At 70.9% G+C, this 26,506-nt stretch carries 23 protein-coding genes; 14 read left to right on the top strand and 9 right to left on the bottom strand.

Annotated features, from left to right (window positions below; all coding sequences use genetic code 11):
* Positions 1 to 6: 6 nt before the first annotated feature.
* A complete protein-coding gene (locus AB0K52_RS03485) occupies positions 7 to 1,089 on the top strand; it encodes an NAD-dependent epimerase/dehydratase family protein (RefSeq protein ID WP_363525589.1) in 1,083 nt (360 codons plus the stop codon).
* A 51-nt stretch (positions 1,090 to 1,140) separates the two neighbouring features.
* Here AB0K52_RS03485 and AB0K52_RS03490 read toward each other — a convergent pair whose 3' ends face one another.
* From AB0K52_RS03490 to AB0K52_RS03510, 5 genes are all read right to left on the bottom strand, one after another.
* Positions 1,141 to 1,863: a hypothetical protein gene (locus AB0K52_RS03490; protein WP_363525592.1), complete on the bottom strand. Its 723-nt coding sequence runs from the start codon at positions 1,861 to 1,863 to the stop codon at positions 1,141 to 1,143.
* 165 nt (positions 1,864 to 2,028) lie between these two features.
* Positions 2,029 to 3,183 carry a uroporphyrinogen-III synthase gene (locus tag AB0K52_RS03495; protein ID WP_208496380.1) on the bottom strand — a complete coding sequence of 385 codons (1,155 nt, stop codon included), beginning with the start codon at positions 3,181 to 3,183 and terminating at the stop codon, positions 2,029 to 2,031.
* Positions 3,183 to 3,524, bottom strand: coding sequence for a nitrite reductase small subunit NirD (gene nirD / locus AB0K52_RS03500; RefSeq protein ID WP_363525594.1), 342 nt, complete (start codon positions 3,522 to 3,524; stop codon positions 3,183 to 3,185). Before nirD ends, AB0K52_RS03495 begins: the two co-directional genes overlap by 1 nt.
* Positions 3,525 to 3,529: 5 nt before the next feature.
* Positions 3,530 to 6,022 (bottom strand): nitrite reductase large subunit NirB, encoded by a 2,493-nt coding sequence (gene nirB / locus AB0K52_RS03505; RefSeq protein WP_363525596.1) that lies wholly within the window; start codon positions 6,020 to 6,022, stop codon positions 3,530 to 3,532.
* Positions 6,019 to 7,440, bottom strand: a complete 1,422-nt coding sequence (locus AB0K52_RS03510) for an FAD-dependent oxidoreductase (RefSeq protein ID WP_363525599.1) — start codon at positions 7,438 to 7,440, stop codon at positions 6,019 to 6,021. The genes nirB and AB0K52_RS03510 overlap by 4 nt, the downstream gene beginning before the upstream one ends.
* Before the next feature lie 390 nt (positions 7,441 to 7,830).
* On the opposite strand from AB0K52_RS03510, the gene AB0K52_RS03515 reads away from it, so the two are divergent.
* From AB0K52_RS03515 to AB0K52_RS03540, 6 genes are all read left to right on the top strand, one after another.
* Positions 7,831 to 8,211 carry a YbaB/EbfC family nucleoid-associated protein gene (locus AB0K52_RS03515; RefSeq protein ID WP_363525602.1) on the top strand — a complete coding sequence of 127 codons (381 nt, stop codon included), beginning with the start codon at positions 7,831 to 7,833 and terminating at the stop codon, positions 8,209 to 8,211.
* Positions 8,208 to 8,522: a type VII secretion target gene (locus AB0K52_RS03520; RefSeq protein ID WP_363525605.1), complete on the top strand. Its 315-nt coding sequence runs from the start codon at positions 8,208 to 8,210 to the stop codon at positions 8,520 to 8,522. The genes AB0K52_RS03515 and AB0K52_RS03520 overlap by 4 nt, the downstream gene beginning before the upstream one ends.
* Positions 8,523 to 9,233, top strand: coding sequence for a hypothetical protein (locus AB0K52_RS03525; protein ID WP_363525608.1), 711 nt, complete (start codon positions 8,523 to 8,525; stop codon positions 9,231 to 9,233).
* A 6-nt stretch (positions 9,234 to 9,239) separates the two neighbouring features.
* Complete coding sequence (locus tag AB0K52_RS03530; protein ID WP_363525611.1) at positions 9,240 to 9,839, top strand: EndoU domain-containing protein; 600 nt, start codon at positions 9,240 to 9,242, stop codon at positions 9,837 to 9,839.
* A 15-nt stretch (positions 9,840 to 9,854) separates the two neighbouring features.
* Positions 9,855 to 10,118, top strand: a complete 264-nt coding sequence (locus AB0K52_RS03535) for a hypothetical protein (RefSeq protein ID WP_363525614.1) — start codon at positions 9,855 to 9,857, stop codon at positions 10,116 to 10,118.
* A 172-nt stretch (positions 10,119 to 10,290) separates the two neighbouring features.
* Positions 10,291 to 12,636 (top strand): germacradienol/geosmin synthase, encoded by a 2,346-nt coding sequence (locus AB0K52_RS03540; protein WP_363525617.1) that lies wholly within the window; start codon positions 10,291 to 10,293, stop codon positions 12,634 to 12,636.
* Here the strand turns inward: AB0K52_RS03540 and AB0K52_RS03545 are convergent.
* The gene (locus AB0K52_RS03545; protein ID WP_363525620.1) at positions 12,552 to 13,181 is read right to left on the bottom strand and encodes a hypothetical protein; all 630 of its coding nucleotides are present in this window, start codon (positions 13,179 to 13,181) and stop codon (positions 12,552 to 12,554) included. The two genes, AB0K52_RS03540 and AB0K52_RS03545, sit on opposite strands and share 85 nt — an antisense overlap.
* Positions 13,182 to 13,257: 76 nt before the next feature.
* Between AB0K52_RS03545 and AB0K52_RS03550 the strand changes: the two genes are divergently transcribed.
* From AB0K52_RS03550 to AB0K52_RS03570, 5 genes are all read left to right on the top strand, one after another.
* A complete protein-coding gene (locus AB0K52_RS03550; RefSeq protein WP_363525623.1) occupies positions 13,258 to 14,037 on the top strand; it encodes a hypothetical protein in 780 nt (259 codons plus the stop codon).
* A 96-nt stretch (positions 14,038 to 14,133) separates the two neighbouring features.
* A complete protein-coding gene (locus tag AB0K52_RS03555) occupies positions 14,134 to 15,558 on the top strand; it encodes a family 2B encapsulin nanocompartment shell protein (RefSeq protein WP_363525625.1) in 1,425 nt (474 codons plus the stop codon).
* Between the two features lie 99 nt (positions 15,559 to 15,657).
* Positions 15,658 to 16,674: a polyprenyl synthetase family protein gene (locus tag AB0K52_RS03560; protein WP_363525628.1), complete on the top strand. Its 1,017-nt coding sequence runs from the start codon at positions 15,658 to 15,660 to the stop codon at positions 16,672 to 16,674.
* A 232-nt stretch (positions 16,675 to 16,906) separates the two neighbouring features.
* On the top strand, positions 16,907 to 17,863 hold the full coding sequence (ispH, locus tag AB0K52_RS03565) for a 4-hydroxy-3-methylbut-2-enyl diphosphate reductase (RefSeq protein WP_363525631.1): 957 nt from the start codon (positions 16,907 to 16,909) through the stop codon (positions 17,861 to 17,863).
* A 600-nt stretch (positions 17,864 to 18,463) separates the two neighbouring features.
* Positions 18,464 to 19,075, top strand: a complete 612-nt coding sequence (locus AB0K52_RS03570) for a DUF1349 domain-containing protein (RefSeq protein WP_363525634.1) — start codon at positions 18,464 to 18,466, stop codon at positions 19,073 to 19,075.
* A 196-nt stretch (positions 19,076 to 19,271) separates the two neighbouring features.
* On the opposite strand, the gene AB0K52_RS03575 is transcribed toward AB0K52_RS03570, so the two are convergent.
* The 3 genes from AB0K52_RS03575 to AB0K52_RS03585 all read right to left on the bottom strand — a co-directional run bounded on the left by AB0K52_RS03575 (position 19,272) and on the right by AB0K52_RS03585 (position 24,181).
* A complete protein-coding gene (locus AB0K52_RS03575; RefSeq protein ID WP_363525637.1) occupies positions 19,272 to 20,408 on the bottom strand; it encodes an alpha/beta hydrolase in 1,137 nt (378 codons plus the stop codon).
* Between the two features lie 174 nt (positions 20,409 to 20,582).
* Positions 20,583 to 22,631 carry a molybdopterin oxidoreductase family protein gene (locus tag AB0K52_RS03580; protein WP_363525640.1) on the bottom strand — a complete coding sequence of 683 codons (2,049 nt, stop codon included), beginning with the start codon at positions 22,629 to 22,631 and terminating at the stop codon, positions 20,583 to 20,585.
* 134 nt (positions 22,632 to 22,765) lie between these two features.
* Positions 22,766 to 24,181, bottom strand: coding sequence for an MFS transporter (locus AB0K52_RS03585; protein ID WP_363525643.1), 1,416 nt, complete (start codon positions 24,179 to 24,181; stop codon positions 22,766 to 22,768).
* A 191-nt stretch (positions 24,182 to 24,372) separates the two neighbouring features.
* Here AB0K52_RS03585 and AB0K52_RS03590 point away from each other — a divergent pair, with 191 nt between their 5' ends.
* Both AB0K52_RS03590 and AB0K52_RS03595 read left to right on the top strand, forming a co-directional pair.
* Positions 24,373 to 25,290: an ABC transporter ATP-binding protein gene (locus tag AB0K52_RS03590; protein ID WP_363525646.1), complete on the top strand. Its 918-nt coding sequence runs from the start codon at positions 24,373 to 24,375 to the stop codon at positions 25,288 to 25,290.
* Positions 25,287 to 26,390, top strand: coding sequence for an ABC transporter permease (locus AB0K52_RS03595; RefSeq protein WP_363525648.1), 1,104 nt, complete (start codon positions 25,287 to 25,289; stop codon positions 26,388 to 26,390). Before AB0K52_RS03590 ends, AB0K52_RS03595 begins: the two co-directional genes overlap by 4 nt.
* Positions 26,391 to 26,506: the final 116 nt, after the last annotated feature.

A 26,506-nucleotide genomic window follows, 5' to 3' on the forward strand; every position in this document is an offset into this window, starting at 1 on the left:
CGAGGGATGAGCACCGAGAAGCAGATCCTCGTCCTCGGCGGGACCGTGTTCCTGTCCCGCAGCATCGCCGAGCACGCCCTCGCGCGCGGCCACAGGGTCACCGTCGCCTCGCGCGGCGCCACAGGGTCACCGCCCGAAGGAGCGGCGTTCGTCAGGCTCGACCGCGCTACCGGCGAGGGCCTCGATGCCTTGCGGGGCAGGGCGTTCGACGCCGTGTTCGACGTCGCGCGCATCCCCGCGCACGTCGGCCCGGTCCTCGACGCCCTCGCCGACGACGCCGCCCACTGGTCGTTCGTCTCGACCATCTCCGTCTACCGGCACTTCGACATCCTCAGCGACGAGCTCCACGAGCCGACCGCCGCCGACTCCACCGACGCGGCCCTGGAGGCGTACGGCCCCAGCAAGGTGGCGTGCGAGCAGCTCGTGCGGGACCGTCTGGGCGACAGGGCGTTCATCACCCGGCCCGGGCTCATCGTCGGCCCCGGCGACCGCAACGACCGCCTCGGCTACTGGCCGCTGCGCTTCGCCGAAGGCGGCGAAACGCTGGCCCCCGGCCCGCGCGAGCGGCCGGTGCAGTGGATCGACGTGGACGACTACGCCGACTTCCTCCTGGACGCCGCCGACACCGGCGAGCACGGCACCGTCGACGCCATCGGCGCGCCGCTCGAGTTCGGCGCGTTCCTCGACCGGGTCGGCGAGGCCCTCCTCGAGCGCGGCGTCCTCAGCGCACCCCCCGAGCTCACCTGGGTCTCGCAGGAGTTCCTGCTGGAGCAGGGCGTCAACCCCTGGGCAGGGCCGGACTCCCTCGGCATGTGGGTCCCCACGCCCGACTACGACGGCTTCCAGACGCGGCCGACCGGGCCGGCCGCCGCGGCCGGGTTCCGCGCCTCGGACCTCGCCGACACCGTCAAGCGCTGGTGGGACGCGAACGCCGAAGCGCCGCAGCTGAAAGCGGGACTCTCCCGGCAGAAGGAGGGCGAGGTCCTCGCCGCCTGGCACGACAAGCCCGCGGCCGAAGGCCTCGCCGAACTCGACGTCGAGCGCCGCTTCACGGTGCCGCAGGCCGAGACGCCCGCGTACGACGGGTGAGACGCCGACGGCCCCACCGGAGCGCACTCCAGTGGGGCCGTTCAGGTCTCGCTAGGGCTGCGGCGGCCCGGGAGGCTGCTGGCCGTACGGCGGCTGGTCGGGGCCGCCCGGCTGCGGGGGCTGCGGCGGCTGCTGGCCGTAGGGCGGCTGGCCCATGTACGGGCCCATCGGCGGCTCGTCCTTGCGGAAGAACTCGTTCGAGGCGGGCATGGCGAGCAGGATGATGATCAGCAGCGAGCCGACGATGAGCACGATGAGCGTCGCCCAGTCGATGGCGTTGACCCAGCCGGGCGTGGCGTCCTCGATCGCCTGCGTCGCCTCGTCCTGGTACTCCTGGCCGTTGACGTTCGCGGTCATCGAGCTGCTGAGCTGCCCGATGAGGCCGCCGATGCCGCAGCACAGCAGGCCGATGCCGGAGAGGATCCAGCTGAGGATGCGACCGGCCCGGTTGCCCTTGTTCACCAGGAGGGCCAGGATCACGTAGAAGACGGCGAACACGACGTAGACGCCCGCGACGAGCGCGAACGTGAAGGTCATGAGCGAGCCGACGTTGTCGGGGGTGAGCCCCGAGTCCGCCAGTTCGGGGTCGGAGAGGAGCTGCTCGGTGACCTTGTCCTCCACAGAGGACATCACCGAGAACATGGCGATGCCGCTGGCGACGAGCAGCACGGCGGTGAGGATCTGGGTCCACACCACGGCGGTGACCGACCCGGGCTTGGTCTTCGGCCCCGGCGGGGGCGACTGCGGATACTGCGGCGCCGGCGGGTATGCCATGGCGGCCTCCGATCGATGGCGGAACTATGCGGGCGTTGACGTTCTCAGGAACCTCATCGTAGTGAGTCGCGACCGCTCCCGCCACCCATCCTCAATGGCCGGTGACCGGCCCGGACACGCCGAACGCCGCCCTGACGCGAGTCAGGGCGGCGCGGGCAGCGGATTTCAGACTTCGAGGTTCAAGCGGTAACCGCGCTTGATGACCGTCTCCACACAGGACCGCAGGTGCACGGCGTCGCGCAGGCGGGTCACCGCCATCTCGACGGCGTGGCCGTCGGCGCCGCGCGGCAGGTGGCCCAGCAGCTCGGCCCGGGAGAGGACCTTGCCGTTCGCGGACGCCAGCGCCCGGATGACGGCCATCGGGGCGGGAGGCAGCTGGAACGGCTGGTCGTCGAGGAGGACCATGTGGCCGCGCAGCTCGATCGAGTGCCCGGTCGCGAGCTGCAGCTTGCGCGAGCGCTTGGGCAGGGCCGAGGCCACGGTGCGCACGAGCGCGCCCAGGCGGGCGCGCTGGGGCTGCACCGATTCGACGCCCAGCCGCGTGAGCGGGGCGGCGGTGATCGGGCCGACCGAGACGGGGAGGACGCCGTTGTCCTCCGCCGAAGCGCGGAAGGCCTCGAGCATGTCGGCGGCCTGGTCGCCCGCGATGCGCAGCAGGGCGTTCGCGGCGGGCGCGGACGTGAACGTCACCGCGTCGATGCGGCGGGCGCAGATGGCGTCCACGAGCCGCTGCACCGGGGTGATGTCGGTGGGCAGGGTCCAGCGGTAGACCGGGACGGCGACGGCCGCGCCGCCGCCGTCGCGGACGGTCTGGATGAAGTCCTCGGCGGGGTCGCCGTGGAGCTGGATCGCGACGCGCTGGCCGTTGACGCCGCGCTCGCGCAGGTACTCGACGACCTCGTCGCCGGTCTCGCTCGGCGCGGTCCACTCCTCGGTGAGCCCGGCGGCGCGCACGGCGCCGAGGGCCTTGGGGCCGCGGCACAGGATGCGCGCGCGGCCCAGCACGGTGAGCAGGTCGTCGCCCATGCCCCAGCCCTCGGCCGCTTCGAGCCAGCCGCGGAAGCCGATGCCGGTCGTCGCCACCACGAGGTCGGGGGCCTCACGGATGAGCTCCACAGTGGCCGCCCGCAGCGCCTCGTCGTCCGGGAGGGGGACGATGCGCAGGGTCGGGGCGACCACCGTGCGGGCGCCGCGGCGCTCGAGGAGGGTCGCCAGCTCGTCGGCGCGGCGCTGCGCGGTGACGGCCACGGTGTAGCCGGTCAGCGGCGCGAGCGCTGCGGGCGACTCGGCTTCGCGGGAAAGGGCTTGGGCTCCGGCCATCAGGCGCTCGCTTTCACTTCCGAGTTGACGCCGACGCGGACCCGCCCGTCGAGGACTTCGACGGCGAAGACCTCCAGGGCCACCGCCTCGTCGTCCAGGCAGACACCGGTCTTGAGCGAGAACGCCTGCTTGAGCAGCGGGCTGGTGACGATCGGCTCGCCGCCGCGGTCGCCCACCAGGCCCCGGCTCATGACGTTGGCGTCCATGAACGGGTCCAGGTTGGACACGGCGTAGAGGCTGTCGTCCGCGAGGCGGAACACGGCGACCTGGGTGCCGTCCTCCAGGAGGGCGGCGACCCCGCGGCCGGGGATGATGCGGTCGAAATCGCAGATGGATTGCATCGTGATCACTTCCTTTGTGCGCTCAGGCTAATCGGCGTGCCGAGGGCGACGGGCGTGCTGTGCGAGCGGGCGGTGGTCCCGGCCGGGAACTTCTGGCCGCGCACGGTCTCGAACTCGATCTTCGGGTCCGGGGCCTCCGGCGCGTTGACGAAGGACACGAACCGCTGCAGCTTCTCGGGGTCGTCGATGACGCCCTTCCACTCGTCCGCGTAGTTCTCGACGTGCTTCTCCATGAGGGCGTCGAGCTCGCCGCAGATGCCGAGCTTGTCGTCGACGATGACCTCGCGGAGGTAGTCGATGCCGCCTTCGAGCCCTTCGACCCACTTCGAGGTGCGCTGCAGGCGGTCGGCGGTCGAGATGTAGAACATCAGGAACCGGTCGATGGTGCGCACCAGCGTCTCGGAGTCCACGTCGGACAGCAGCAGGTCGGCGTGGCGCGGCGTGAAGCCGCCGTTGCCGCCCACGTACAGGTTCCAGCCGTGCTCGGTGGCGATGATCCCGAAGTCCTTGCCGCGGGCCTCGGCGCACTCGCGCGCGCAGCCGGAGACGGCGGACTTGAGCTTGTGCGGGCTGCGCAGGCCGCGGTAGCGCAGTTCGAGGTCGATGGCCATCTTCACCGAGTCCTGGACGCCGTAGCGGCACCAGTCGGTGCCGACGCAGGACTTGACGGTGCGCAGGGCCTTGCCGTAGGCGTGGCCCGACTCGAAGCCGGCGTCCACGAGCTTGCGCCAGATCTTCGGCAGGTCCTCCACGCGCGCGCCGAACATGTCGATGCGCTGGCCGCCGGTGATCTTGGTGTAGAGGTCGAACTCCTTGGCGACCTCGCCGATGACGATGAGCTTGTCCGGGGTGATCTCACCGCCGGGGATGCGCGGGACGACCGAGTAGGTGCCGTTGCGCTGCATGTTCGCCAGGAAGTGGTCGTTGGTGTCCTGGAGCGACGCCTGCTCGCCTTCGAGGATGTGCCCGTTGGAGAGGCTCGCGAGGATCGAGGCCACGGTCGGCTTGCACAGGTCGCAGCCGGCGCCGGTGCCGTACCGGGCGATGAGCTCGGAGAAGGTGGTGATGCCGGTGACCTTGACGATGTCGAACAGCTCGGCGCGCGACTGCGTGAAGTGCTCGCACACCGCGTTCGAGACCTCGACGCCGCCTTCCTTCAGCAGCTGCTTGAGCATCGGGATGCACGAGCCGCAGGAGGTGCCGGCCTTGGTGCAGGCCTTGAGGCCCGGGACGTCGGTGCAGCCGTCCTCGTGGATGGCGTTCATGATGTCGCCCTTGGTGACCGCGTTGCAGGAGCAGACCTGCGCGCCGTCCGGGAGCGACCCTTCGATCTCGCCGCCGCCGAGGAGGTCCGCGAGCTTGCCGGGGACCTTGCCGCCCACCGAGGCCCGCAGCAGCGGGTAGGGCTCGGCGTCGCCCACGAGCATGCCGCCCAGGAGCGTCTGCGCGTCGTCGGAGAGGATCAGCTTGGCGTAAGTGCCGTTCGCCGGGTCCAGGTACGTCGTCGAGAGCGGGCCGTCCATCGCGCCGAACTGCGCGACGTCCACGCCGAGGAGCTTGAGCTTCGTCGACATGTCCGCGCCGGGGAACGTGGCCTCGCCGCCCGCCAGGCGGTCGGCGACCACTTCGGCCATCGAGTAGCCGGGGGCCACGAGCCCGTAGCACATGCCCTCCATCGCGGCGACCTCGCCGATCGCGTACACGTCGGGGTCGGAAGTGACGCAGGAGAGGTCGGTGATGATGCCGCCGCGCTCGCCGACCTCGATGCCGCACTCGCGGGCGAGCTGGTCGCGGGGGCGCACGCCCGCGGCGAAGATGATGAGGTCGGTGTCGTAGGCGACGCCCTCGCGGTTGGTCTCCATGCGCAGCCGGCCGTCGACGGCCTCGATCTTGGTGCCGCCGGTGCCGCAGTCGACGCCGATGCCGAGCTTCTCGATGTGCTGCTTGAGGATGCCGCCGCCGGCCTCGTCGAGCTGGCGGGCCATGAGCCAGGGGGCGAACTCGACGATCTGCGTCTCGAGGCCCAGGAGCTTGAGCGCGTTCGCCGCCTCGAGGCCGAGGAGGCCGCCGCCGATGACCACGCCGTGGCGCCGGCCCGCGGAGTGGGCCTTGATCGCCTCGAGGTCCTCGATGGTGCGGTAGACGAACACGCCGTCGAGGTCCGCGCCCTCCATCGGGGGCACGAAAGCGTAGGAGCCGGTGGCGAACACGAGCTTGTCGTAGGCGTACTCGCCCGAAGCCGAGCGCACGGTCTTGGCCTCGCGGTCGATCGACACGGCCGCTTCGCCGAGCCGCACGTCGACGCCGTCCAGGTCCGAGGCGAGCGAGAGCTCCTCGGCGCTGACGCCGTCGAAGAACGCCGACAGGCGCACCCGGTCGTAGGCCGGACGGGGCTCCTCGCACAGGACCGTGACCTCCCAGGACGGGTCGCGCTGGGTGACCGCCTCCAGGAACCGGCGGCCGACCATGCCGTCGCCGATGACTACCAACTTGCTCATGCTGACACCTCATTCAATTGCTCGGCAGCCTGACCGATTCCAGCGACGGTGCTGTTCAGCCACTTGCACAGACCCGCGACGTCCTCGGCACACGTGCCGCAGCCGGTCGAGGCCTGCGTAGCCTCCGACAGGGCCTCGGGCGTGCGCGCGCCGTTGAGGAACGCTTTGCCCAGGGCCCCTTTCGTGACGTTGTTGCAGCGGCAGACCACGACCTCGTCGGACATGGACGCCGGAGTATCAGGGGCCACCGACACGGATTCGCCGGGGCGGCCCATCAGGAGGGTGCGGCGGTCGTGCGGCACCGGGTCGCCGGTGTCGAACAACTGGACCACCTGGCCCACCATCGGGTTGTCGCCGAGCATGACCGCGCCCGCGAGGCGGCCTTCGGCGTCGATGACCAGGCGGGCGTAGGTGCCGCGGGTCGGGTCGGCGAAGGAGACGACCTCGTCGCCCTCCACCTCGCCCATCGCGGCGAGCTCGATTCCGGAGGCCTTCAGGCGGGTGACCAGGCGCGAGCCCTCGTAGGCCGCGTCCGGGTTCACGCCGGAGAGGAGGTCGACCACGACGTCGGACTGCTCCCACGCCGGGCCGACGAGCCCGTAGGGGATGCCGCGGTGCTCGGCGCAGTCGCCGACCGCGAACACGTCCGGGTGGGAGGTGCGGCACTGGTCGTCGATCTTCACGGCCCGGCCGCAGTCGATGCCGAGCGAGCGGGCCAGGTCGGCGTTGGGGCGGATGCCGCACGAGACGACCATGAGCTGGCCGGTGATCGTGCGCCCGTCCGCGAGCACGAGGGTCAGGCCGTCGTCGCCGTGGATGACCCGGGTGGTCTGCGCGTCCACGACCGACTGGACGCCGACCTCGGCGTAGGAGTCGGCGAGGACCTTGGCGCCCAGCGGATCGAGCTGGCGGTCCATGAGGTGCCCGGCCGCGTGCACGACCGTGACGTCCATGCCGCGCTTGGCGAGGCCGCGCGCCGCCTCGAGGCCGAGGAGCCCGCCGCCGAGCACGATCGCGCTGGCGCGGTTGGCGGCCTCGTCGAGGATCGCGCGGGCGTCCTCGATGGTGCGCAGGACGTAGGCGCCGGTGGGCAGCGGGTCGAGCCCGGGGATCGGCGGGACGAACGCGTCCGCGCCGGTGGCGAGCACGAGCTTGTCGAACGCGACCCCGTTCACGGTCTTCGCCTCGAGGTCGACGTGCTCGACGGCCTCGCCGAGGCGCACTTCGACGTTCTCGGGCGGGACCGGCAGGGCGATCTCGTCCTCGGTCTGCTTGCCCGCGATCATGCTCGAGAGCAGGATGCGGTTGTAGGCGGCCTGGGGCTCGTCACCGAAGACGGTGACCTCGACCCCGCGCCGCCCGAGCTCGCGGGCGATGCGGGCCCCGGCCATGCCGTAACCGACGATCGCGACCTTCACGCGCTGGACCTCCCGGTGCTGGACTGACTGCGTAGGCGGCGGTGGGCTCGCTCCTGGAGTTCCCGGGGGCTCGCCCGCCGCGCGCTGTCTGGGCGACGACGCTGTCAGTCCCCGACTGGCGTCTAGATTCGCCTGCACCTGTTACGCGATCGAGCGGTGAATGTTTCGCGTGTGCTAAGTAGTCCGCACGCTCCCGATTCCCGCGCTCGACAGCTCGCGTCCGGAACCGGACCCCGTGTGAGCACCGGCTACGCGGATACAGGGGCGGGCCAGGAGACGCGGAGGAGGACGACGGGCGTCCGTGACGTGAGGGGCGGTTGGACATCTGGGTTATCCTCACGGACTGATGGACGCCGGTGCCCGAGCCGGCGGCACGAGGAGTGATCGAGCATGGACCGACGGGTACTCAGCGGCGACGACGCCGTCGCCCGCCTGCAGGAACGCCAGGAGGCCTTCCAGCGGACCGTGGCGGCGACCCAGGAGATGGCGACCCGCATGCGGACCCTGACAGCGGCCGCGAGCGACGCGAACGGGCTCGTCACCGTCACCGTCGACTCCAGCGGCGTCCTGCTCGGCGCCGAGTTCTCCGCGCGCATCAATCGCACCGCCCCCGAAGCCGTCTCCCGCGCGCTCATGGAGGCCCTGGCCCAGGCCAAGCAGCGGGTCGCCGCGCAGACCCAGGAGGTCATCGCCGAAACGGTCGGCGCCGACTCCGAGACCGGCCGGGCCGTCGCGAACGACCTCCAGGCCCGCCTGGGCGGTCAGCGGTGAGCGGCGGCATCGAGGTCGACCCCGAGGAACTGCGCACCCACGCCGGGCACATCGACGGCCTCATCCAGCGCTTCGAGACCGTGCAGGCGGCCTCCGCCGAGATCACCGCCGCCCCCGACGCGTTCGGGCCGCTGTGCGAGTGGATGGCCGGGATCCTGGAGGACAAGCACCAGATGGTCGAGCCCCTGTTCGGCAAGGGCATCAGCAACCTCGGCACCCACGTCGAAGCGCTCCGGACCTGTGCCGAACTCTACGAGGAGTCCGACGCCGGCGCCGGCAGCGAATTCGACCGGCTCTCCGGAGGCTTCTAGATGAGCGACAACCCCCTGGTCGCCGATGTCGAGGACTCGCACCACTTCTGGAAGGGAGCAGGCATCGGCGAGGACATCGCGGACATCGTCTCCGCGATCGAATCCGAGTCATGGGTGGACGCGTCCCTCGCGGGCGTCAGCGCCGGACTCAACGCGGTCGGCTTCCTCGACCCGCTCGGCGCGATCGTCTCCACTGGCGTCTCGTGGCTCATCGAGCTCATCGAGCCGCTGCGCGAACTCCTCGACGACCTCACCGGGGACGCGGACATCCTCACCGCGCACGCCCAGACGTGGACCAACATGGCCGAAGAGCTCATGGCCATCAAGGACGAGCTGACCGGGTTCATCGAATCCGACATCGCCGGCTGGCAGGACGACGCGGCCGGCGCCTACAAGGCCAACATGGGCCACAACGTCCAGGGCACCGACGGACTGGCGCAGCTGTGCGCGGCCATGAGCGCCGCGACCACCGGCGCCGGCACCCTCGTCACGGTCACCCGGGAGCTGGTGCGCGACCTGATCGCGCAGCTCGTCGCCACGCTGCTCGTCCGCCTCCCGGTGTGGCTGGGGCTCTGCGCGACCGGCGTGGGCATCCCCGCGGTCGCGGCCCAGGCGGCCGGCATGATCGCGCAGGTCCTCGCCACAGTGGTCGGGATCGTCATCGCGCTCGTCACGAGCCTCCAGGCCCTCCAGCAGCTCCTCGACAGTTAGGCCCAGATGCGCGCCCTCGCCAAGCTCCTCGTCGTCGCCGTCATCGCCCTGGCGCTCAACACTCCCAAGCCGGGGCCGAAACCCGGTCCCCGGCCGGGTCCCCCCAAGGTCAAACCGCCGGTCAGCGGCGTCTCCTCGGCCGTGAAGGCGGCCTGGGACGAGTTCGACCAGGGCCAGGCCGGCGGCGGGTCCGCTCCGAAGACCCCGAACCAGCCCGGCACCAGCGGCTGGACCCCTGAGCAGCTCAAGGACATGCCGAATCTCGGCGACACCTCCAAGCGCAAGACCCACATCCTCTACGGTGAGTACGGCGCCGGAGGCGATCTCATCAGCGGCGGCCACGCGCCCGGATCGGGCGGCGGCACCGAGTTCCCGGACAAGTGGACGGAACCCCAGATGCTCGAGGGCATCGAGAACGTGGCCCGCAACCCGACCTCGATGACCCCGCGCCCCGGCGGCGGCTACGAGGCCGTCGGCGTCCACAACGGCGTGGAGATCAAGGTGATCCTCAACAAGGACGGCACCGTGTGGACCGCCTACCCGACGCCGACCCCGGGCAACATCAGCCAAGGCGTCGTCGTCAACGACAAAGGCCTCTTGTTCTAGGAATCGAGGAGCACAGTGCAGAACGACTACAGGACCGCGCTGGTCGAGCAGGTGCGCAAGTACGCGCCGTCGCTCGCCGCGGGCGTGGTGGACTCGCTGCGCGAGAAGGTGCTCGTGGGTGAGCTCTCCCTCGCCGCCGCCGACTTCGTGGGCGCCCTGGTCCGGGCCCGCGTCCCGGTCGCCCCGCAGGACGTCCCCACCCTCCGGTGGCTCCTCGAAAGCGTGAACCTCCCGCCGGAGACCCCCGCCGATCTGGCCGACGGGCTCACCGTCGCCTGACCCGGCCCCGCCCGGCCACCAGGGCGCGCTTCCCGTCGCATCGGGAAGCGCGCCTTGCTTTTCGCCTGCTCCGATACCCACGGGTTCACCCGACCGGGGGACGGCGCCATCGTCGCCGAAGCCTTACAGTGAGTTGCGTCCCGAACAGCCGGTTTCGCCCTCAGGGAGCGCTATGGCCAAAATTCACCCGTTCGAGCTACCTGTTTTCTACCTCCCCCACCCGGCCCGGCTGAATCCGCACGTGGAGGGCGCACGCGCGCACGCGCGCGTGTGGGCCAAGGCGATGGGCATGCTCGACGCGCCCGCCGAGGGCGGCGGCGTCATCTGGGACGAGGCCGAACTCGACCGGCACGACTACGGCCTGCTGTGCGCGTACACGCACCCCGACTGCGACGCGCCCGCGCTCGACCTCGTCACCGACTGGTACGTGTGGGTGTTCTTCTTCGACGACCACTTCCTCGACGCGTTCAAGCGCACCCGCGACATGCGGGGCGCCAAGGCGTACCTCGACCGCATCCCCCTGTTCATGCCCCTCGACCTCGGCGAGACCCCGGAACCGGAGAACCCGGTCGAGCTCGGCCTCGTCGACCTGTGGCAGCGCACCGCGCCCTCGATGTCGATGGGCTGGCGCCGGCGCTTCCTCACCAGCACGGTCAACCTGCTGTTCGAGTCCCTTTGGGAGCTCACGAACATCACCACCGACCGGGTCGCGAACCCGATCGAGTACATCGAGATGCGCCGCAAGGTCGGCGGGGCCCCGTGGTCGGCGGGCATCATCGAGTACGCGGTCGGCGCGGAGGTCCCCGACGCGGTCGCGCACGAGCGGCCCCTGAAGGTCCTGCGCGACACCTTCAGCGACGCCGTGCACCTGCGCAACGACCTGTTCTCGTACGAACGGGAGGTCACCGACGAGGGCGAGAACGCCAACGCCGTGCTCGTCTTCGAGCGGTTCCTCGGGATGGAGACCCAGGCCGCCGCGCACCTCGTCAACGACATCCTCACCTCCCGGCTGCACCAGTTCGAGAACACCGCGCTCACCGAACTGCCGGTCCTCGCCGCCGACCGCGGCCTCGGCCCCGCCGAGCAGACCGCGATCGCCCTGTACGCCAAAGGACTCCAGGACTGGCAGGCCGGCGGCCACGAATGGCACATGCGCTCGAGCCGGTACATGAACGACGCGGCCGACCGGGTCCTGAGCGGCCCCAACGGGATCGGCACGAGCGCCGCCCGCATCGCCGCCTCCGGCCTGCGGCAGCACTGCCGCACGCCGTTCCGCCAGGTCGGGCCGACCACGCTGCCCGCGTTCCACCAGCCCTTCGAACTCAGGCTCAACCCGAACCTGGACGCGACCCGCAGGAACGCGGCCGACTGGGCTGAGCGCATGGGCTTCCTCGCGCCCGACCCGGCCCTGCCGGGCTCGGGCCTGTGGCACCGCCGCCAGTTCCTGGGGTTCGACTTCGCCCTGTGCTCGGCCGGTATCGACCCGGACGGCACCCCGGCCGAACTCGACCTCTCCGCGGACTGGCTCGCCTGGGGCACCTACGGCGACGACTTCTACCCGGCCGCGTTCGGCCGCGGCCGCGACCTCAGCGCCGCGATCGAGCAGCACCGCAGGCTCCTGGCGTGCATGCCGATCGACGCCGGCACCGCGCCGCCCCCGGGGAACCCGCTCGAACTGGGGCTCCAGGACCTGTGGCGGCGCACGGCCGCGGGGTTCGACGAGCGCGCCCGCGCCGAGTTCCGCACCGCGGTCGAGCGCATGCTCGAAGGCTGGCTGTGGGAGCTGCACACCGAGGGGCAGAACCGCGTCCCCGACCCGGTCGACTACGTCGAGATGCGCCGCGACGCGTTCGGCTCGGACCTGACGATGTCGCTCGCGCGCCTGCGCGCGGGCCGGAGGGTCCCGGACGAGGTCTGGAACGCCCGGCCGCTCAAGTGGATGGAGGCCTCGGCGATGGACGCCGTGTGCCTGCTCAACGATGTCGTCTCGTACCACAAGGAGATCGAGTACGAAGGGCAGCTCGTCAACGGGGTCGTGGTCGTCGAGGAGTACCTGGGCGTCGACCGGGGCGAGGCGGTGCGGATCGCGGCGGCGCTCGCCGACGCCCGCATCGAGCAGTTCGAACTGGTCGAGGCGAACGACCTGCCGTCCGTCGCCGAGGAGTTCGGTCTCGACGCCGACGCGAAGGAAGCACTGTCCTCCTATGTGGAGGACTTGAAGAACTGGATCGCCGCGATCCACAAATGGCACCTCGACGGGACCGACCGGTACGACGCGGCGACGCTGCGCCGCCAGCACGACTTCGGACCCGGATCGACCGCGCCCCACGGCGTCCGCCGGTTCCTCGAAGCCGGCGGCGCTGCCGAGGCGCCCAAGGAGTTCAAGCTGCCCGCGACGGCAACCGCCGGACTGCGGCCGCCGTCGTGGCGCGACTATCTACCTGCTCTGCGCGAGAGCGCGGCACCGGCTCCGGTGGCCACGGCGAACCCGACCACGGCGGCGACCATGCGCCGCTGAGGCGTCGCGTCGTCGGCTTCCGCCGCGACCGGTGCGGGGGCCTCCTCCTCGACCGCCAGGACCTCGGGCAGCGGCCCGGGGGCGGGCGGGGCGGGGGCCTCACTGGACGGTTCGGGGGCGGGGGACGGGTCGGCGGCGGCGGGCGAGGCCGTTACCGGCGGCGCCGGCTCCGGTTCGGGTTCAGGTCGGGCCTGGGGCTCGGGTTCGGGCGTCGTCGCGGCAGACGGGCTCGGCGGCTCGGGCGCGGGGGAACCGGGTGACTCCGACTCGGAGGGCGGTTCAGATGAAGGCGGTTCGGGCGAGGGCGCTTCGGTGGGCTCGGGGCAGAGGTGGTGGTGCTCCCCGCGCCGCTCGCCGGGGCGGTCCGGGTAGGTCGGATACGGCGGGATGGTCAGGCAGAACGTCGGATAACCCGGCCGGGTCGGGAAGTGGGGGTGCCTCTCGGCGCCGTCCGGCGCCTCGGAGCGGCCCTCGAAGGCCAGCGCGAGGGCGGGCAGCGCCACCAGGGCGACCGCTGTGATGACGAGCGCTATGAGCCTGCGCATGTTCGTCTCCGACCTTGATTCCGGAATTCACTAATATCCACTGAAATATTGTGCTTTATAAGGATTCGGTGAAGCAATGGCCATTTGGCTACAGGGACTCCTCTTCTTTCTCGCCGTGGTGGCCGCGGCCAGCATCGTCGTCGCACTCCTCCAGAAGTTCGCGCCGCCGACCTCCCGCGGGCACAACAACGAGCTGGGCACGACCCTGTTCGAACTGCTCACGGTCCTGTACGCGATCGTCCTGGCGTTCGTGCTCATCACCGCCTGGGAGGACAAGAACGAGGCCGGGCACGTGACCTACCAGGAGGCGAACCAGCTCGTCGACGTCTACTGGCAGGCTTCGGCGCTCGAACCGGCCGAGCGCGACGCGGTGCGCGCAGCAGTGCGGGACTACACGAACGAGGTCATCGAGGCCGAGTGGCCGGCGATGCGCGACCAGGAGGACGTCTCCTCCGAAGGGCTGCTGCTGCTCGATCGGATGCGGGCGCCGGTCGCGGGGGCGCAGACCGACGACGATGTGACGCAGGCGAGGCTCGACGCCGTGAGCGCCGGTGTGATCGCCGTCGAGGAGTACCGCACCGACCGGCTGTTCACGGCCCAGCGCGGGCTCGGTCCGGTGATGTGGACGGTGCTGGTGCCGGGGGCGCTGCTGGTGTTCGCGGTGATGCTGACGCTCGGCACGCCGACCCGCAAGTACCAGTTCGTGCTCGTGGGCTTGATCTCCGGGATGGTCGCGCTCATGCTCTTCGCGGCCTACCAGCTGGAATACCCGTTCAGCCGGGGCGGCGCGACCGAGCCGGCGGCGTACGAGACGGCGATCGAACGGTACGACATCATTGACGCGGAATACTCATGATTTGTCACCGTTCGAGTGAATTAATTGCAATCATGCCCCACACCGACGATACGATGCTTCCGAGTTGAAACTCCCCCAATGTGAGGAAGTGACTGCATGACCGACTCTGTCGTCGACAGTTCGCCGGCCGTTCCCCAGCAGACCTCGAACGGACAGCATCCCCAGACCAGCCTCAGCACCGCCGCCGCCCGCAACCTCGCCACCACCACCAAGTCCGCCCCGCAGATGCAGGAGATCACCTCCCGGTGGCTCCTCAAGGTCCTGCCGTGGGTCCAGACCCAGGGCGGCGCGTACCGGGTCAACCGGCGCCTGACCCACACGGTGGGCGACGGCCGCGTCGAGTTCACGACCGAAGGGGACGCCGTCCGCGTCATCCCCACCGAACTCGGCGAGATCGCGCCGCTGCGCGGCATCGACGACGAGGAGGTGCTGGCGGCGCTGGCCGACCGGTTCGAGCAGCGCGAGGTCGGTGCGGGCCAGCACCTGGCACAGGAGGGTCGGCCGGTCGACGGCATCCACCTGATCGCGCACGGCCGCGTCGAGCAGTTCGGCGCGGGCCCGTTCGGGGACCAGTCCTCGCTCGGGCTCATGGTCGACGGCGACCACTTCGGCGAGGAGCTGCTCGTCGAGGACGGGCCCGTGTGGGACTGCGACGTGGTGGCCGCGACCCCGGTCACGGTGCTCTCCCTCCCGGCCGCCGCGGCGGCGGAGCTGGTCGAGCGCATCCCCGCGCTCGCGTCACATCTGGAGCAGTTCAAGGCGAACCGTTCGGCCAAGGCCAACAAGCACGGCGAGGCGGCGATCGACGTCGCGGCGGGCCACACCGGCGAGCCGGAGCTGCCGCGCACGTTCGTGGACTACGAGCTGACGCCGCGCGAGTACGAGCTCTCGGTGGCGCAGACCGTGCTGCGCGTCCACACGCGCGTCGCGGACCTGTACAACCAGCCGATGAACCAGATGGAGCAGCAGCTGCGGCTCACCGTCGAGGCCCTCCGCGAACTGCAGGAGGACCAGATGATGAACAACAAGGAGTTCGGGCTCCTGCACAACGCGGCGCTGAACCAGCGCATCCCGACCCGCTCGGGCCCGCCGACCCCGGACGACCTGGACGAGCTCATCAGCCGCCGCCGCAAGCCGGAGGTCCTGCTCGCGCACCCGAAGGCGATCGCCGCGTTCGGGCGCGAGTGCACCAAGCGGGGCATCTACCCGTCCACGGTGGACTACCACGGGCACCACCTCCCTGCGTGGCGCGGCATCCCGATGCTGCCGTGCAACAAGATCCCGATCTCGGGGGCGCGCACCACGTCGATCCTCTGCATGCGCACCGGCGAGTCGGAGCAGGGCGTCATCGGCCTGCACCAGACCGGTCTGCCGGACGAGTACGAGCCGGGGCTCTCGGTGCGGTTCATGGGCATCGACGAGAAGGCCGTCATGTCCTACCTCGTGAGCGCCTACTACTCCGTCGCGGTCCTGGTCCCGGACGCGCTCGGCATCCTCGAGCACGTCGAGATCGGGCGCTGAGATCCCCGGGCGGCCGCCTCCGCACCGAGGCGGCCGCCCGGGCCGCCCCGCGACCCCACCGCGATCCCGTAGACCCCGCGCCGCCCAGGGAGGCCCCGCTTGACCGTCCTGACCGACCACACCGCCGCCCGCGAAGCCGTCGACGCCGGGCTCCGCGCCGCCGCCGCCCGGCTCCCCGCACCCGCCGCGCGCATCGCGGCCTACCACTTCGGCTGGACCGACGCCTCCGGCACGCCCGTCGAGGCCAACTCCGGCAAAGCCCTCCGGCCGCTCCTGACGCTCTTGGCCGCCAAGGCGGTCGGCGGTGAGGAGGCCTGGCGGCAGGCCGTCCCGGCGGCCGTGGCCGTCGAGATGGTCCACAACTTCTCCCTCATCCACGACGACATCATCGACCGCGACAGCCTGCGCCGGCACCGCCCGACCGCGTGGAAGGTCTACGGCGTCAACGACGCGATCCTCGTCGGCGACGCCCTGCACGCGCTCGCCTTCGAGTGCCTTGCCGAGGCCGGCGGCGACCGGGTCCCGGCGGGCACGAGCCTGCTCGCGCAGACCGTGCGCGCGCTCATCGAAGGCCAGCTCGCGGACACGCGGTTCGAGAGCCGCGACCAGGTCGAGCTCGCCGAGTGCGTCGCGATGTCCGAGGCGAAGACGGCCTCGCTCATGGGCTGCGCGACCGCGCTCGGCGCGCTCTTCGGAGGCGGCACGCCGCAGCAGGTGGACGCGTTGCGGGACTTCGGGTTCCGGCTCGGGCTGGCGTTCCAGCACGTGGACGACCTGCTGGGGATCTGGGGCGACCCGGCGGTCACCGGCAAGGCGGTCTACTCGGACCTGCGCAACCGCAAGAAGTCCCTGCCCGTGACCGCGGCCCTCGGCTCAGGTCACCCCGACGCGCCCGAGCTGGCCGCGATCTACAGCGCGACGGGGCAGCTCACCGAAACCGAACTGCGCCGCGCCGCCGACCTCGTCGAGGCCTGCGGCGGACGCCAGGCGAGCCGCACCTCGGCCGAGTCACTCACCGAATCGGCCACGAACAGCCTCGACGTGGAAGGCCTCCGCCCGGAAGCCGTGGAAGAACTGACCGAACTCGCGGCGAGCACCGTCCACAGGGCGAATTGATGGCGCGCGAGCTTCGCAGGGAAGGCCCTGCAACGGCCGCCGCGATTCAGTACGCGTGCACCGCTTCGCCGAGGAGTGCCACCAGCAGTATCTGCACCACAACCCGAGCGGCTGCTGCAGTCACGGGCGCACCGGTCCGGTCGACGGCAAACGGCCCCCACCGCCGGTTGAGGGTGCCTCCGCGTCGAGCGGCCGGGTCGACCGCTCACCGGCTCGATTCGGGAGTCCGCACATGACATCGGTGCACCGCCGAGTGCTCCTCCCTGCTCCGCGGTCCTTCTGCGCCGGGGTGGAGCGGGCGATCGAGATCGTGGAGCGGCTGCTGGAGGTGCACGGTCCACCGGTGTACGTGCGCAACCAGATCGTGCACAACGCACACGTCGTGGCCGACCTGGAGACGCGGGGCGCGGTGTTCGTCGGGGAGCTCGACGAGGTCCCCGACGACGCGCTCGTGGTCTTCAGCGCCCACGGCGTCGCACCCGCGGTGGAACGCGAAGCGGCCGCTCGCGGCCTGGACGCGGTCGACGCGACCTGCCCGCTCGTGGCGAAGGTCCACGCGGAGGCCAAGCGGGCGGCCGACAACGGCGACACCGTGATCCTGATAGGGCACGAAGGCCACGAGGAGGTCGTCGGCACGGTCGGCGTGGCCCCGGACCGCACGATCCTGGTCGACAGCGCCGACGCGGTCGCCGACCTGCGGGTGCCCGACCCGGCGAAACTCACCTACCTGAGTCAGACGACCCTGGCGGTCGCCGAGGTCGAGGCCATCGCCTCGGCCCTGCAGCAGCGCTTTCCCGCGATCAAAGGCCAAGGCGCCGAGGACATCTGCTACGCCACGAGCAACCGCCAGGCGGCAGTCGCCGCAGTGGTGGCCGAGGCGGACCTGGTCCTGGTGGTCGGCTCGGCGAACTCCTCGAACTCGAACCGCCTGGTCGAACTCGCGAGGACCGCCGGGGTCCCGGCCCACCTCATCGAAGACGCCGGCGCGATCGACCCGGCTTGGCTCCAAGAAGCGGCAACGGTGGCCGTCACCGCCGGCGCTTCCGCACCGCCTCGCCTCGTTGACGAGGTGGTCCAATCCCTCGCCGCCCTCGGCCCCATCGAAGTCGTCGAACGCGTCCACACCCGCGAATCCCAGGAGTTCCTACTCCCCCAACGCCTCCGCCCCCGAACAACCCGCTCGAACTGAACCCCCGACCGCCGCGCCATCAAGCACGCCACGCCATCCCAAGCCGCCACCCGACCATCCATCTGGCCGCGCTCCCCCTCGCTCCCTGCCACGCCCCACCCCGCCCTGCCCTGCCCTGCCCTGCCCTGCCCTGCCGAGGGTGCCACTCCGACAGGCGGATCCGCCGATCCGCCTCCTTTCCCCGACCACCCCAGACGCCCCCTCCTCGCACTTCACTTCACCGACTCACTGCATCCCGCGCCCCGCGCCCCGCGCCCCGCCTCACCACATCCCCGCGCCCCGCGCGTCCGCCCGCGCCGCCCCGCCGGGGGTGCCACTCCGACAGGCGGGTCCCGCCGATCCGCCTCCTTCCCCTGACCGCCCCAGACACCCGTCTCCTCACACTTCACCTCACTGACTCACTGCATCCCGCGCGCCAAGCGCTTCGCACCCCGCACCCCGCACCCCGCACCCCGCACCCCGCACCCCGCACCCCGCACCCCGCACCCCGCACCCCGCCGAGAGTCTCGCTCCGCCAAGCGGAACCGCCACTTCACCTCCTTCTATTGACCGTTGAACGAAGCCGGTTGCGTCGCGCACCCACGCCGCTAAGCTGACCGGATGACCGTGAACCTTCCTGGACTGCCCTTCCCACTCGACTGGGAAGGCGGCGTCGAACCGCCGAGCTGGCGGGTCACCGACACCGGGCTCGAGGCGACCGCCGGGCCCAAGACCGACTGGTACGTGTACGCCCCCGATCCGGCCCAGTGGGCCCCGGCCAACGGCGCGCGCCTTCTCGGCGCCGCGCCCGACGGCGACTGGCAGTTCAGCGCCCGTATCACCGTGGACTTCAACGGGACCTACGACGCCGGCACCCTCTTCCTCCTCGCCGACGAGGACCACTGGTCGAAGCTCTGCTTCGAGTACTCCCCCGACGCGCAGGGCATGGTCGTCTCGGTGGTCACCCGGGGCACCTCCGACGACGCCAACGCCTGGACCGTCGAGGGCGACACCGTCTGGATGCGCGTCACCCGCCTCGGCATGGGCTTCGTCTTCCACGCCTCGAACGACGGGCGGCGCTGGGAGTTCGTGCGCAGCTTCGGGTTCGGCGTCGACGGCCCGATCAAGGCCGGCTTCGGGGTCCAAGCCCCCGAAGGCGACGGCTGCGCGGTCCAGTTCAACGACATCGTGTTCAAGCAGGAGACCCTCGGGGAGCTCCGCGACGGCTCCTGACCGGAGCCCTGCGAGGACAGCTGCGCGCTCCGCCGCTGATCGGCTTCGCTCGAGACCGGTCGATGCTGGTGCCGCGCTCATTTCGTCCTCCTTCCTTCGTTTGTCGGCCCGGCGGCGCGTCACTCCATGCTCGCCTGGTGCCGCTTCCGGCCCGGCCGCGCAGTGCGCGGCCGGGCCTGCTGTCTCCTTGTGCCGTTTACGGGTTGTGGAAGACGAGCTCCGGCCAGTCCTGGTTCGGCCCTTCGAGGACCGGGGCCTCGTCGCCGCGCAGGTGAGCGTCGGCGAAGCCGGTGACGAGGGCGCGGGCGATCTCGTTGGAGCGGTTGCCGTCGAGGTCGTCCTGGTTGAGCCCGGCCTGCTCGCCGAGCGGGCCGAAGTCCGTCATGGAGCTGTGCGTGGTGCCGTCGACGGTGATCCAGCGCTTCCAGCCGTCGAGCTTCTTCCAGGCCTTGTCCCAGGTCGTGTCGTCCCCGGGCTGGCCGTGCTCTTCGGCGCCGACCATCATGAACGGGCGGTCGAGCTGGTGCGGGTCGAGGGCGAAGAAGGTGCCGTCGAGGTTGAACCCGGCGTCGAACCGCTCGTCCTCGTGCATGGCGCGGTGGCTGCTCGCGCCGCCGATTGAGTGGCCGCCCACGACGATCCGCTCAGGGTCGATGACGCCGGAATCCTCCCAGGCCGCGTCGTCCCCGGTGAGTTCGTCGAGGACGAACGACAGGTCCTCGGCCCGCTGGGGCACGACCTTCTCGACCTCCTGGTCGATGCAGGCGAGGCATTCGGTGGTGCGACCGTCGGGGAAGGTGATGGGCGCTTCGTAGGTGTGGCCGACCAGGGCCACCGCATAGCCTTGGCTCGCCAGCTCTTCGGCCATGCCGGTGAGGGTGGCGCGGGGGAACGAGAAGCCCGGCGAGAGCACCACGAGCGGCAGTGTGCCGTCGTCGGCGAGCGGTTCGGCGTCGAGCACCGAGTTCGTCTCGACCGAGGCGAGGAGTTCGCCGGGCAGCTGCAGCTGCGCGCCGAACAGGTCGCCTTCCTCGGGGGTCATGTACGGCGCGGTCGCGCCCTCGGTCTCGGCGGTGGGGTACCACATGCTGACCATGAGCTCCCGGTCCACTTCGGGCACCCACACGTCGGGGCGGCCCTCGTCGACGAGGTGGAGCTGCGTGGTGCCGGTGGCGAACGCGCCGCCCGGTGCGGGGACCGCCAGCGCCGCAGTGGTTTCGGGGGCGGGATCGGTGGTTTCGGCTTGCGCGGTGGAGATGGCGGCTACGGTCGCCCCGGCGGTGACCGCGAGGGCGGTCGCGCCGAGGAGGACGTGTTTCGCTTGGCGTCGCAACGTCGAGTTCCAATCGTGTCGGTGGTGCGGGCCCGTGCGGGCGCGCTCCATCAACTCTGGCGCTCGGATTCGCTGCTGCCCTGGGCATTTCGACCAGAGCTACTAGGTCTTTCGACCGGTTCTCGGGGCCCTGCACCCCTGTCGAAGGTCAGGGGTGCAGGGTGAAGCGTGAGGTCAGGGGCGGGCGGCCGGGGCGATCTTGACCGCGCAGACCTTGAACTCGGGCATGCGGCTGATGGGGTCGAGGACGTCGGAGACGGCGGCGTTGGCGTTGGCCGCGCCCGGGAAGTGGAACGGGCTGAAGACCGTGTCGGGCCGGATGTCAGCGGTCAGGCGCGCGGGCGCGGTGTAGGAGCCGCGCCGGGAGGTGATGCGGACCCAGTCGCCTTCGCCGATGCCGTGGCGCACGGCCGTGTCGGGGTGGATCTGCAGGAACTGCTCGCTGTCGGGCCCGTCGAGGGATTCGATGAGGCGGGTCTGCGCGCCGGACTGGTACTGGGTGAGGACCCGGCCGGTGGTGAGGTACAGCGGGTAGGAGCGGTCGCGGCGTTCGGCCGGGTGGCGGTGGTCGACGGCGATGAACTTGGCGCGCCCGTCCGGGGTGGGGAACTTGAAGTCGGCGAACATGCGCGGGGTGCCGTCGTGGTCCGGGCCGGGCACGGGCCACTGGAAGGTCTGCTCTTCAAGGCGCTCATAGGAGACGCCGGAGTAGTCGGCCTTGCCGCCGGCGGAGGCGCGGCCGAGCTCCTCGAAGATCGCCTCAGGGTCGGTGGAGTACGAGCCGGGGGCGTCGAGGCGGGCGGCGAGCTCCTTCATGATCCACAGGTCGGAGTGGACGCCGTCAGGGGCGCCGCGCAGGGACTTGCGGCGGATGATGCGGCCTTCGAGGTTGGTCATGGTGCCGTCTTCTTCGGCCCACTGCGTGACCGGGAGGACCACTTCGGCGAGGCGCGCGGTCTCGGACATGACGAAGTCGAACGAGACGAGGCAGTCGAGGTCCTTGAGGCGGTCGGCGACGCGGGCGGCGCGGGGAGCCGAGACGACCGGGTTGGAGCCGAGCACGAAGAGCATCTTCACCTCGTCGCCGCATTTGCGCAGCAGTTCGACGGCGGAGACGCCCGCGCCGGGCAGGATGTCGGGGTCGACGCCCCAGACGGCGGCGACGTGCTCGCGCGCGGCCGGGTCGGTGATCATGCGGTAGCCGGGGAGCTGGTCGGCCTTCTGGCCGTGCTCGCGCCCGCCCTGGCCGTTGCCCTGACCGGTGATGCAGCCGTAGCCGGAGCTGGGCTTGCCGGGCAGGCCGAGGGCGAGGGCCAGGTTGATCCAGGCGGTGACGGTGTCGACGCCCTTGGCGTGCTGCTCGGAGCCGCGCGCGGTGAGGATCGCGGTCTTCTTGCCGGCCATCAGCCTCGCGGCCGCGTACAGGTCGGGGACGGAGACGCCGGTGATGCGCTCGACGAACGCGGGCCAGTAGCCGGCGACGGTCTGGCGGACCTCGTCGAAGCCGTTCGTGTGCGCCTTGATGTAGTCGTGGTCGAGGTAGCCCTGTTCGATCGCGATGTGCAGCAGGCCGTTCGCGAGCGCGAGGTCGGTGCCGGGCGCGGGCTGGAGGTGCAGCTGGGCCTGCTCGGCGGTCGCGGTGCGGCGGGGGTCGACGACGATGAGCTCGGCGCCGGTGAGGAACCGCATGAGCGGCGGCATGGTCTCGGCGGGGTTGGCGCCGACGAGGACGATCACGTCCGCGTCCTTCAGGTCCTCCTTCGGGAACGGCAGGCCCCGGTCGACGCCGAAGGAGCGGTTGAGGGCGCCGGCCGCCGAGGACATGCAGAAGCGGCCGTTGTAGTCGATGTGCTTGCTGCCCAGTGCGAGGCGGGTCCACTTGCCGAGCTGGTAGACCTTCTCGTTGGTGAGGCCGCCGCCGCCGAAGACGCCCACGGCGTCCTTCCCGTGCTCGGCCTGGACCGCGCGGATGCGGTCGGCGACGTGGTCGAGGGCGGTCTCCCACGAGACGGGCTCGCCGCGCAGGAGCGGGGTGGTGAGCCGCTCGGGGTGATCGAGGAGTTCGGGCGAGGTCCAGCCCTTCTTGCACATGCCGCCGCCGCGCGGCGAGGCGGTGACCTTACCTTCCGCGTCCTCCTCCAGCCGCATGCCGCACTGGAGCGCGCAGTACGGGCAGTGGGTGTCGGCGGTGCGGAGGACGGGGAGGGCGGCGCGAACGGTCATGCCGCGAGTGTGACCGGGCGTCGTTTCGGCGTCACGTGAGCAATGTTTCCGGAATGCTAAGTGGCCCGCAATCGTCCGTACGGGACGATTGCGGGCCGGTGGATCGACGGCGACTCTGCCGCGGTCGGGGCGGGTCAGACCTTGGCGTGGGCGAGGCTCGGGGCCTTCTCCACGAAGACCGTTCGCTGGTAGCACCACCAGTTCAGGAGCAGGAAGGCGGCGTAGCCGCCGACGAACACCCACATCGCGGTGACGACCGAGCCGGTCGTCTCGTTGGCGATCCGGAAGCCCTGGTTGATGAGGAACCCGCCGAAGGCGCCGATGGCGGAGATCCAGCCGAGGGCGGCGGCGGTGAGCTTCTTGGCCTTCACGACGTCGGTCTCACTGGCCTGGCCTCCGGCCGCCGCGGCTGCCTCGGCTTGGAAGATCGCCGGGATGGACCGGTAGGTCGAGCCGTTGGCGATGCCGCTCATGAGGAACAGCACCATGAACGAGATGAAGAACAGCGCGAACGATCCGGTGTTGACGCCCCAGATCGCGCCCATGGCCCCGACGCCCATGAGGATGAACCCTGCGCTCGTGATGGGTGCGCCGCCCATCTTGTCGGCGAGCCAGCCGCCGAACGGCCGCACGACCGAGCCGACGAGCGGGCCGAGCGCGGCGATCCACAGGGATTGGAACTCGGGGAACTCGATCTTGATGACCAGCGGGAACGCGAAGGAGTAGCCGATGAAGGACCCGAACGTGCCGATGTAGAGGATGCTCATGATCCAGGTGTGGCTGCGGGTCAGCGCGGGCAGCTGCTCCTTGATCGGCGTGCGCGCGACCGACAGGTTGTCCATGAATCGCCAGGCCATGACGGCCGCGAAGACACCGAGGACCAGCCACAGCAGCGGCACGTTGTGCAGCCAGATCTGCTGGCCGGCGGGGTTAACGCCCTGCGAGGCGCCCACGACGCCGAGGGCGATGACGAACGGGCCGATGAACTGGACGGCCGGGACGCCGATGTTGCCGCCCGCGGCGTTGATGCCAAGGGCCGAGCCGCGATGCCGCTCCGGATAGAAGTAGGAGATGTTGGCCATCGAGGAGGCGAAGTTGCCGCCGCCGAATCCGGCGGTGACGCCGGCGGCGATGAACAGCCAGTACGGGGTGCCCGGCGTCATCAGGCAGTAGGCCAGGAGCGCGGTGGGGATGATGAGCAGGGCCGCGGAGATGATGGTCCAGTTGCGCCCGCCGAAGACGGCCACCGCGGCCGTGTAGGGGATGCGCAGGAAGGAGCCGACGAGGTTAGGCACGGCCGTGAGCCAGAACAGCTGGCTGACAGTGAAGTCGTAGCCGGCGGCCGCCAGGTACGGGGTGATGATGCTGAACATCACCCAGACCGAGAAACCGAGGTGCTCGGCGAGGACGGACCAGATCAGGTTGCGCCTGGCGACCTTCCGCCCCGTCGACTGCCAGAAGGCCTCGTCGTCGGGACGCCAGTCGCTGATCCAGCCCTTGCGAGCGCCGGTCGGCTTTTCGGCCGTTGATTGCGTCAGAGTCGTTGTCATGCGCCCTACCTTCACGGAGCGTCATTGCCTGGACGTGCGGCGACTGTTCCTCGGCGATGAAGTTCGGCTCACGGTCTTGTTACGGAGGGTGTGAACGCGGCGAGTGCCCCGGCGGACGTACACGTGCGTTCCTCGTACACCCGCAAGGCGAGAACCCGGTCACAAAGGCCGATGGCATAGCGTTAGCGGTTATGGACGCCGCCATCGAGGTCGCCGACCTCCGCAAGACCTACCGCGGCCGCAGGACCGGCGAGGTCCGCGCGGTCGACGGCGTGAGCTTCCGCGTCGAACGCGGCGAGTTCTTCGGCATCCTCGGTCCCAACGGGGCCGGGAAGACCACCACCCTCGAGATCGTCGAGGGCCTGCGCAAGCCCGACTCCGGGACCGTGCGCCTCCTCGGCCGCTCGCCCTGGCCCCACTCCCCCGAACTGACCGGCCGCCTCGGCGTCCAGCTCCAGGCCAGCGCGTTCTTCGAGTTCCTGACCGCCCGCGAGCAGATCGAGACGTTCGCCGAGCTCTACGGCGCCTCGAAGGCCCGCGCGGCCGAGATGCTCGACCTCGTGGGCCTCGCCGAGCACGCGAACGTCCGCTGCGAGAAGCTCTCCGGCGGCCAGCAGCAGCGGCTCTCCATCGCGTGCGCCCTCGTGGGCGACCCCGAGCTGGTGTTCCTCGACGAGCCGACCGCCGCCCTCGACCCGCAGGCCCGGCGCAACCTGTGGGACCTCATGCGCTCGATCAACGCCGAAGGCCGCACCGTGGTGCTGACGACGCACTACATGGAGGAGGCCGAGGCCCTCTGCGACCGCGTCGCGATCATGGACGCCGGGAAGATCCGCGCCGTCGACTCGCCCGCCGGGTTCGTGCGCGGCCTCGACGCGCCCACGAAGGTGACGGTGGCGGCCGGGCAGCTCAGCGACGAGCGCGTCAAGGAGCTCGCCGCCGGTGAGGCGTTCACCGCCGACGCGTCCGCCGTCGTGTTCGAGACCCGCGACCCGCGCGCGCTGTTGACCGCGCTGGCCGCCGACGGGGCGCTGGACGGCCTGTCGGTGCGCACGGCGAACCTCGAAGACGTGTTCCTGCACGTGACCGGACGGGAGTGGCGCGGATGAGCGTCGAGACGGCCGAGGCGCGCACCGAGCGCGCCCAGCGGACGGGCGGCAGCGCGTTCCTGAGCCTGTTCAAGGCGCTGGGGCGCGGGTGGATCAGGGACCGCAGCCAGATCTTCTTCACGATCCTGTTGCCGCTCATGTTCATGGTGCTGCTGGCAAGCGTGTTCGGCTCGGGCGACACCGCGGCCTCGCGCGTGGTCGCGGTCGGGAGCGTGGCCGTCCTCGACGGCGCGGACGCGGAGGAGTTCGCCGTCACCGGGGCAGCCGACCTCGACGCGGCGCTGGAGCTGCTGCGCGACGGCGACGCGGACGCCGCGGTCGTGCAGGAGGGCTCGACCGTGCGGATCTACCCGTCGGCGACGAACTCGACGTCGGGCGCGATCGCGGCGGGCAGGCTCTCGGCGCTGGTCGACGACGTGAACGTCGAGGTGCTGTCGGCGGCGGCCCCGGGCGAGCCGGTGCTGGCGGCCGAGGTCGAGGAGGCCGACGGCGGCGCGCTGCAGCCGATCCAGTACCTCGCGCCGGGGATCCTGGCGTGGGGCGTGGCGATCTCGGGCGTGTTCGGCGCGGCCGGCACGATCGTGGACTGGAAGCGCGACAAGCTGCTGCGACGGCTGCGGTTGACGCCGGCTTCGGTGCGGACGTTCCTGGGCGCGAAGGTCTCGGTGAGCCTCGTGGTCGCGCTGGGCCAGACCGCGGTGTTCCTGGCGGTGGCGGCGTTGGGCTTCGGGTTGCGGTTGTCGGCGTGGACGTGGTTCGCGGCGCCGCTGGTGCTGCTCGGGACGCTCGCGTTCCTGGCGATCGGCGTGGTCATCGGCGGGATCGCGCAGACGAGCCCGGCCGCGGCGGGGCTGAGCAACCTGGTGACGATGCCGATGGCGTTCGTCTCCGGTGCGTTCTACCCGCTGGCGCTCTCGCCGGAGTGGGTGCAGTGGCTTTCGTACGCCTCTCCGATGCGGTACCTCAACGAGGCGCTGCAGTCGGTCGTGGTCTACGGCGAACCGCCGACCGCGGTCCTGCCGCAGCTCGGATTCCTGGCGGTGTTCGCGGCCGTGGTCGCGCTCTTCTCGTGGAAGACGTTCAAGTTCGACGAACTGTGAGCGGGGCTCACTTCTTGTTCGAACCGGAAATGTCACACCCGAGAGGTACTTTTGCACCAGGGTCCCTTAGGGGGTATATATCCGCTTATCAGGGGATATATACGACTTTGACTACC

The organism is Glycomyces sp. NPDC049804, assembly GCF_040674615.1.
Classification (GTDB): Bacteria; Actinomycetota; Actinomycetes; order Mycobacteriales; family Micromonosporaceae; genus Glycomyces; species Glycomyces niveus.

Excerpts from the sequence above, each read along its gene's own strand:
- nirB (WP_363525596.1), bottom strand. The coding sequence starts at position 6,022 with ATGAGCAAGTTGGTAGTCATCGGCGACGGCATGGTCGGCCGCCGGTTC.
- AB0K52_RS03540 (WP_363525617.1), top strand. The coding sequence starts at position 10,291 with ATGGCCAAAATTCACCCGTTCGAGCTACCTGTTTTCTACCTCCCCCAC.
- AB0K52_RS03580 (WP_363525640.1), bottom strand. The coding sequence starts at position 22,631 with ATGACCGTTCGCGCCGCCCTCCCCGTCCTCCGCACCGCCGACACCCAC.
- AB0K52_RS03530 (WP_363525611.1), top strand. The coding sequence starts at position 9,240 with ATGCGCGCCCTCGCCAAGCTCCTCGTCGTCGCCGTCATCGCCCTGGCG.
- AB0K52_RS03590 (WP_363525646.1), top strand. The coding sequence starts at position 24,373 with ATGGACGCCGCCATCGAGGTCGCCGACCTCCGCAAGACCTACCGCGGC.
- ispH (WP_363525631.1), top strand. The coding sequence starts at position 16,907 with ATGACATCGGTGCACCGCCGAGTGCTCCTCCCTGCTCCGCGGTCCTTC.
- AB0K52_RS03585 (WP_363525643.1), bottom strand. The coding sequence starts at position 24,181 with ATGACAACGACTCTGACGCAATCAACGGCCGAAAAGCCGACCGGCGCT.
- AB0K52_RS03550 (WP_363525623.1), top strand. The coding sequence starts at position 13,258 with ATGGCCATTTGGCTACAGGGACTCCTCTTCTTTCTCGCCGTGGTGGCC.
- AB0K52_RS03515 (WP_363525602.1), top strand. The coding sequence starts at position 7,831 with ATGGACCGACGGGTACTCAGCGGCGACGACGCCGTCGCCCGCCTGCAG.
- AB0K52_RS03570 (WP_363525634.1), top strand. The coding sequence starts at position 18,464 with ATGACCGTGAACCTTCCTGGACTGCCCTTCCCACTCGACTGGGAAGGC.
- AB0K52_RS03595 (WP_363525648.1), top strand. The coding sequence starts at position 25,287 with ATGAGCGTCGAGACGGCCGAGGCGCGCACCGAGCGCGCCCAGCGGACG.
- AB0K52_RS03555 (WP_363525625.1), top strand. The coding sequence starts at position 14,134 with ATGACCGACTCTGTCGTCGACAGTTCGCCGGCCGTTCCCCAGCAGACC.
- AB0K52_RS03490 (WP_363525592.1), bottom strand. The coding sequence starts at position 1,863 with ATGGCATACCCGCCGGCGCCGCAGTATCCGCAGTCGCCCCCGCCGGGG.
- AB0K52_RS03495 (WP_208496380.1), bottom strand. The coding sequence starts at position 3,183 with ATGGCCGGAGCCCAAGCCCTTTCCCGCGAAGCCGAGTCGCCCGCAGCG.
- nirD (WP_363525594.1), bottom strand. The coding sequence starts at position 3,524 with ATGCAATCCATCTGCGATTTCGACCGCATCATCCCCGGCCGCGGGGTC.
- AB0K52_RS03525 (WP_363525608.1), top strand. The coding sequence starts at position 8,523 with ATGAGCGACAACCCCCTGGTCGCCGATGTCGAGGACTCGCACCACTTC.
- AB0K52_RS03485 (WP_363525589.1), top strand. The coding sequence starts at position 7 with ATGAGCACCGAGAAGCAGATCCTCGTCCTCGGCGGGACCGTGTTCCTG.
- AB0K52_RS03545 (WP_363525620.1), bottom strand. The coding sequence starts at position 13,181 with ATGCGCAGGCTCATAGCGCTCGTCATCACAGCGGTCGCCCTGGTGGCG.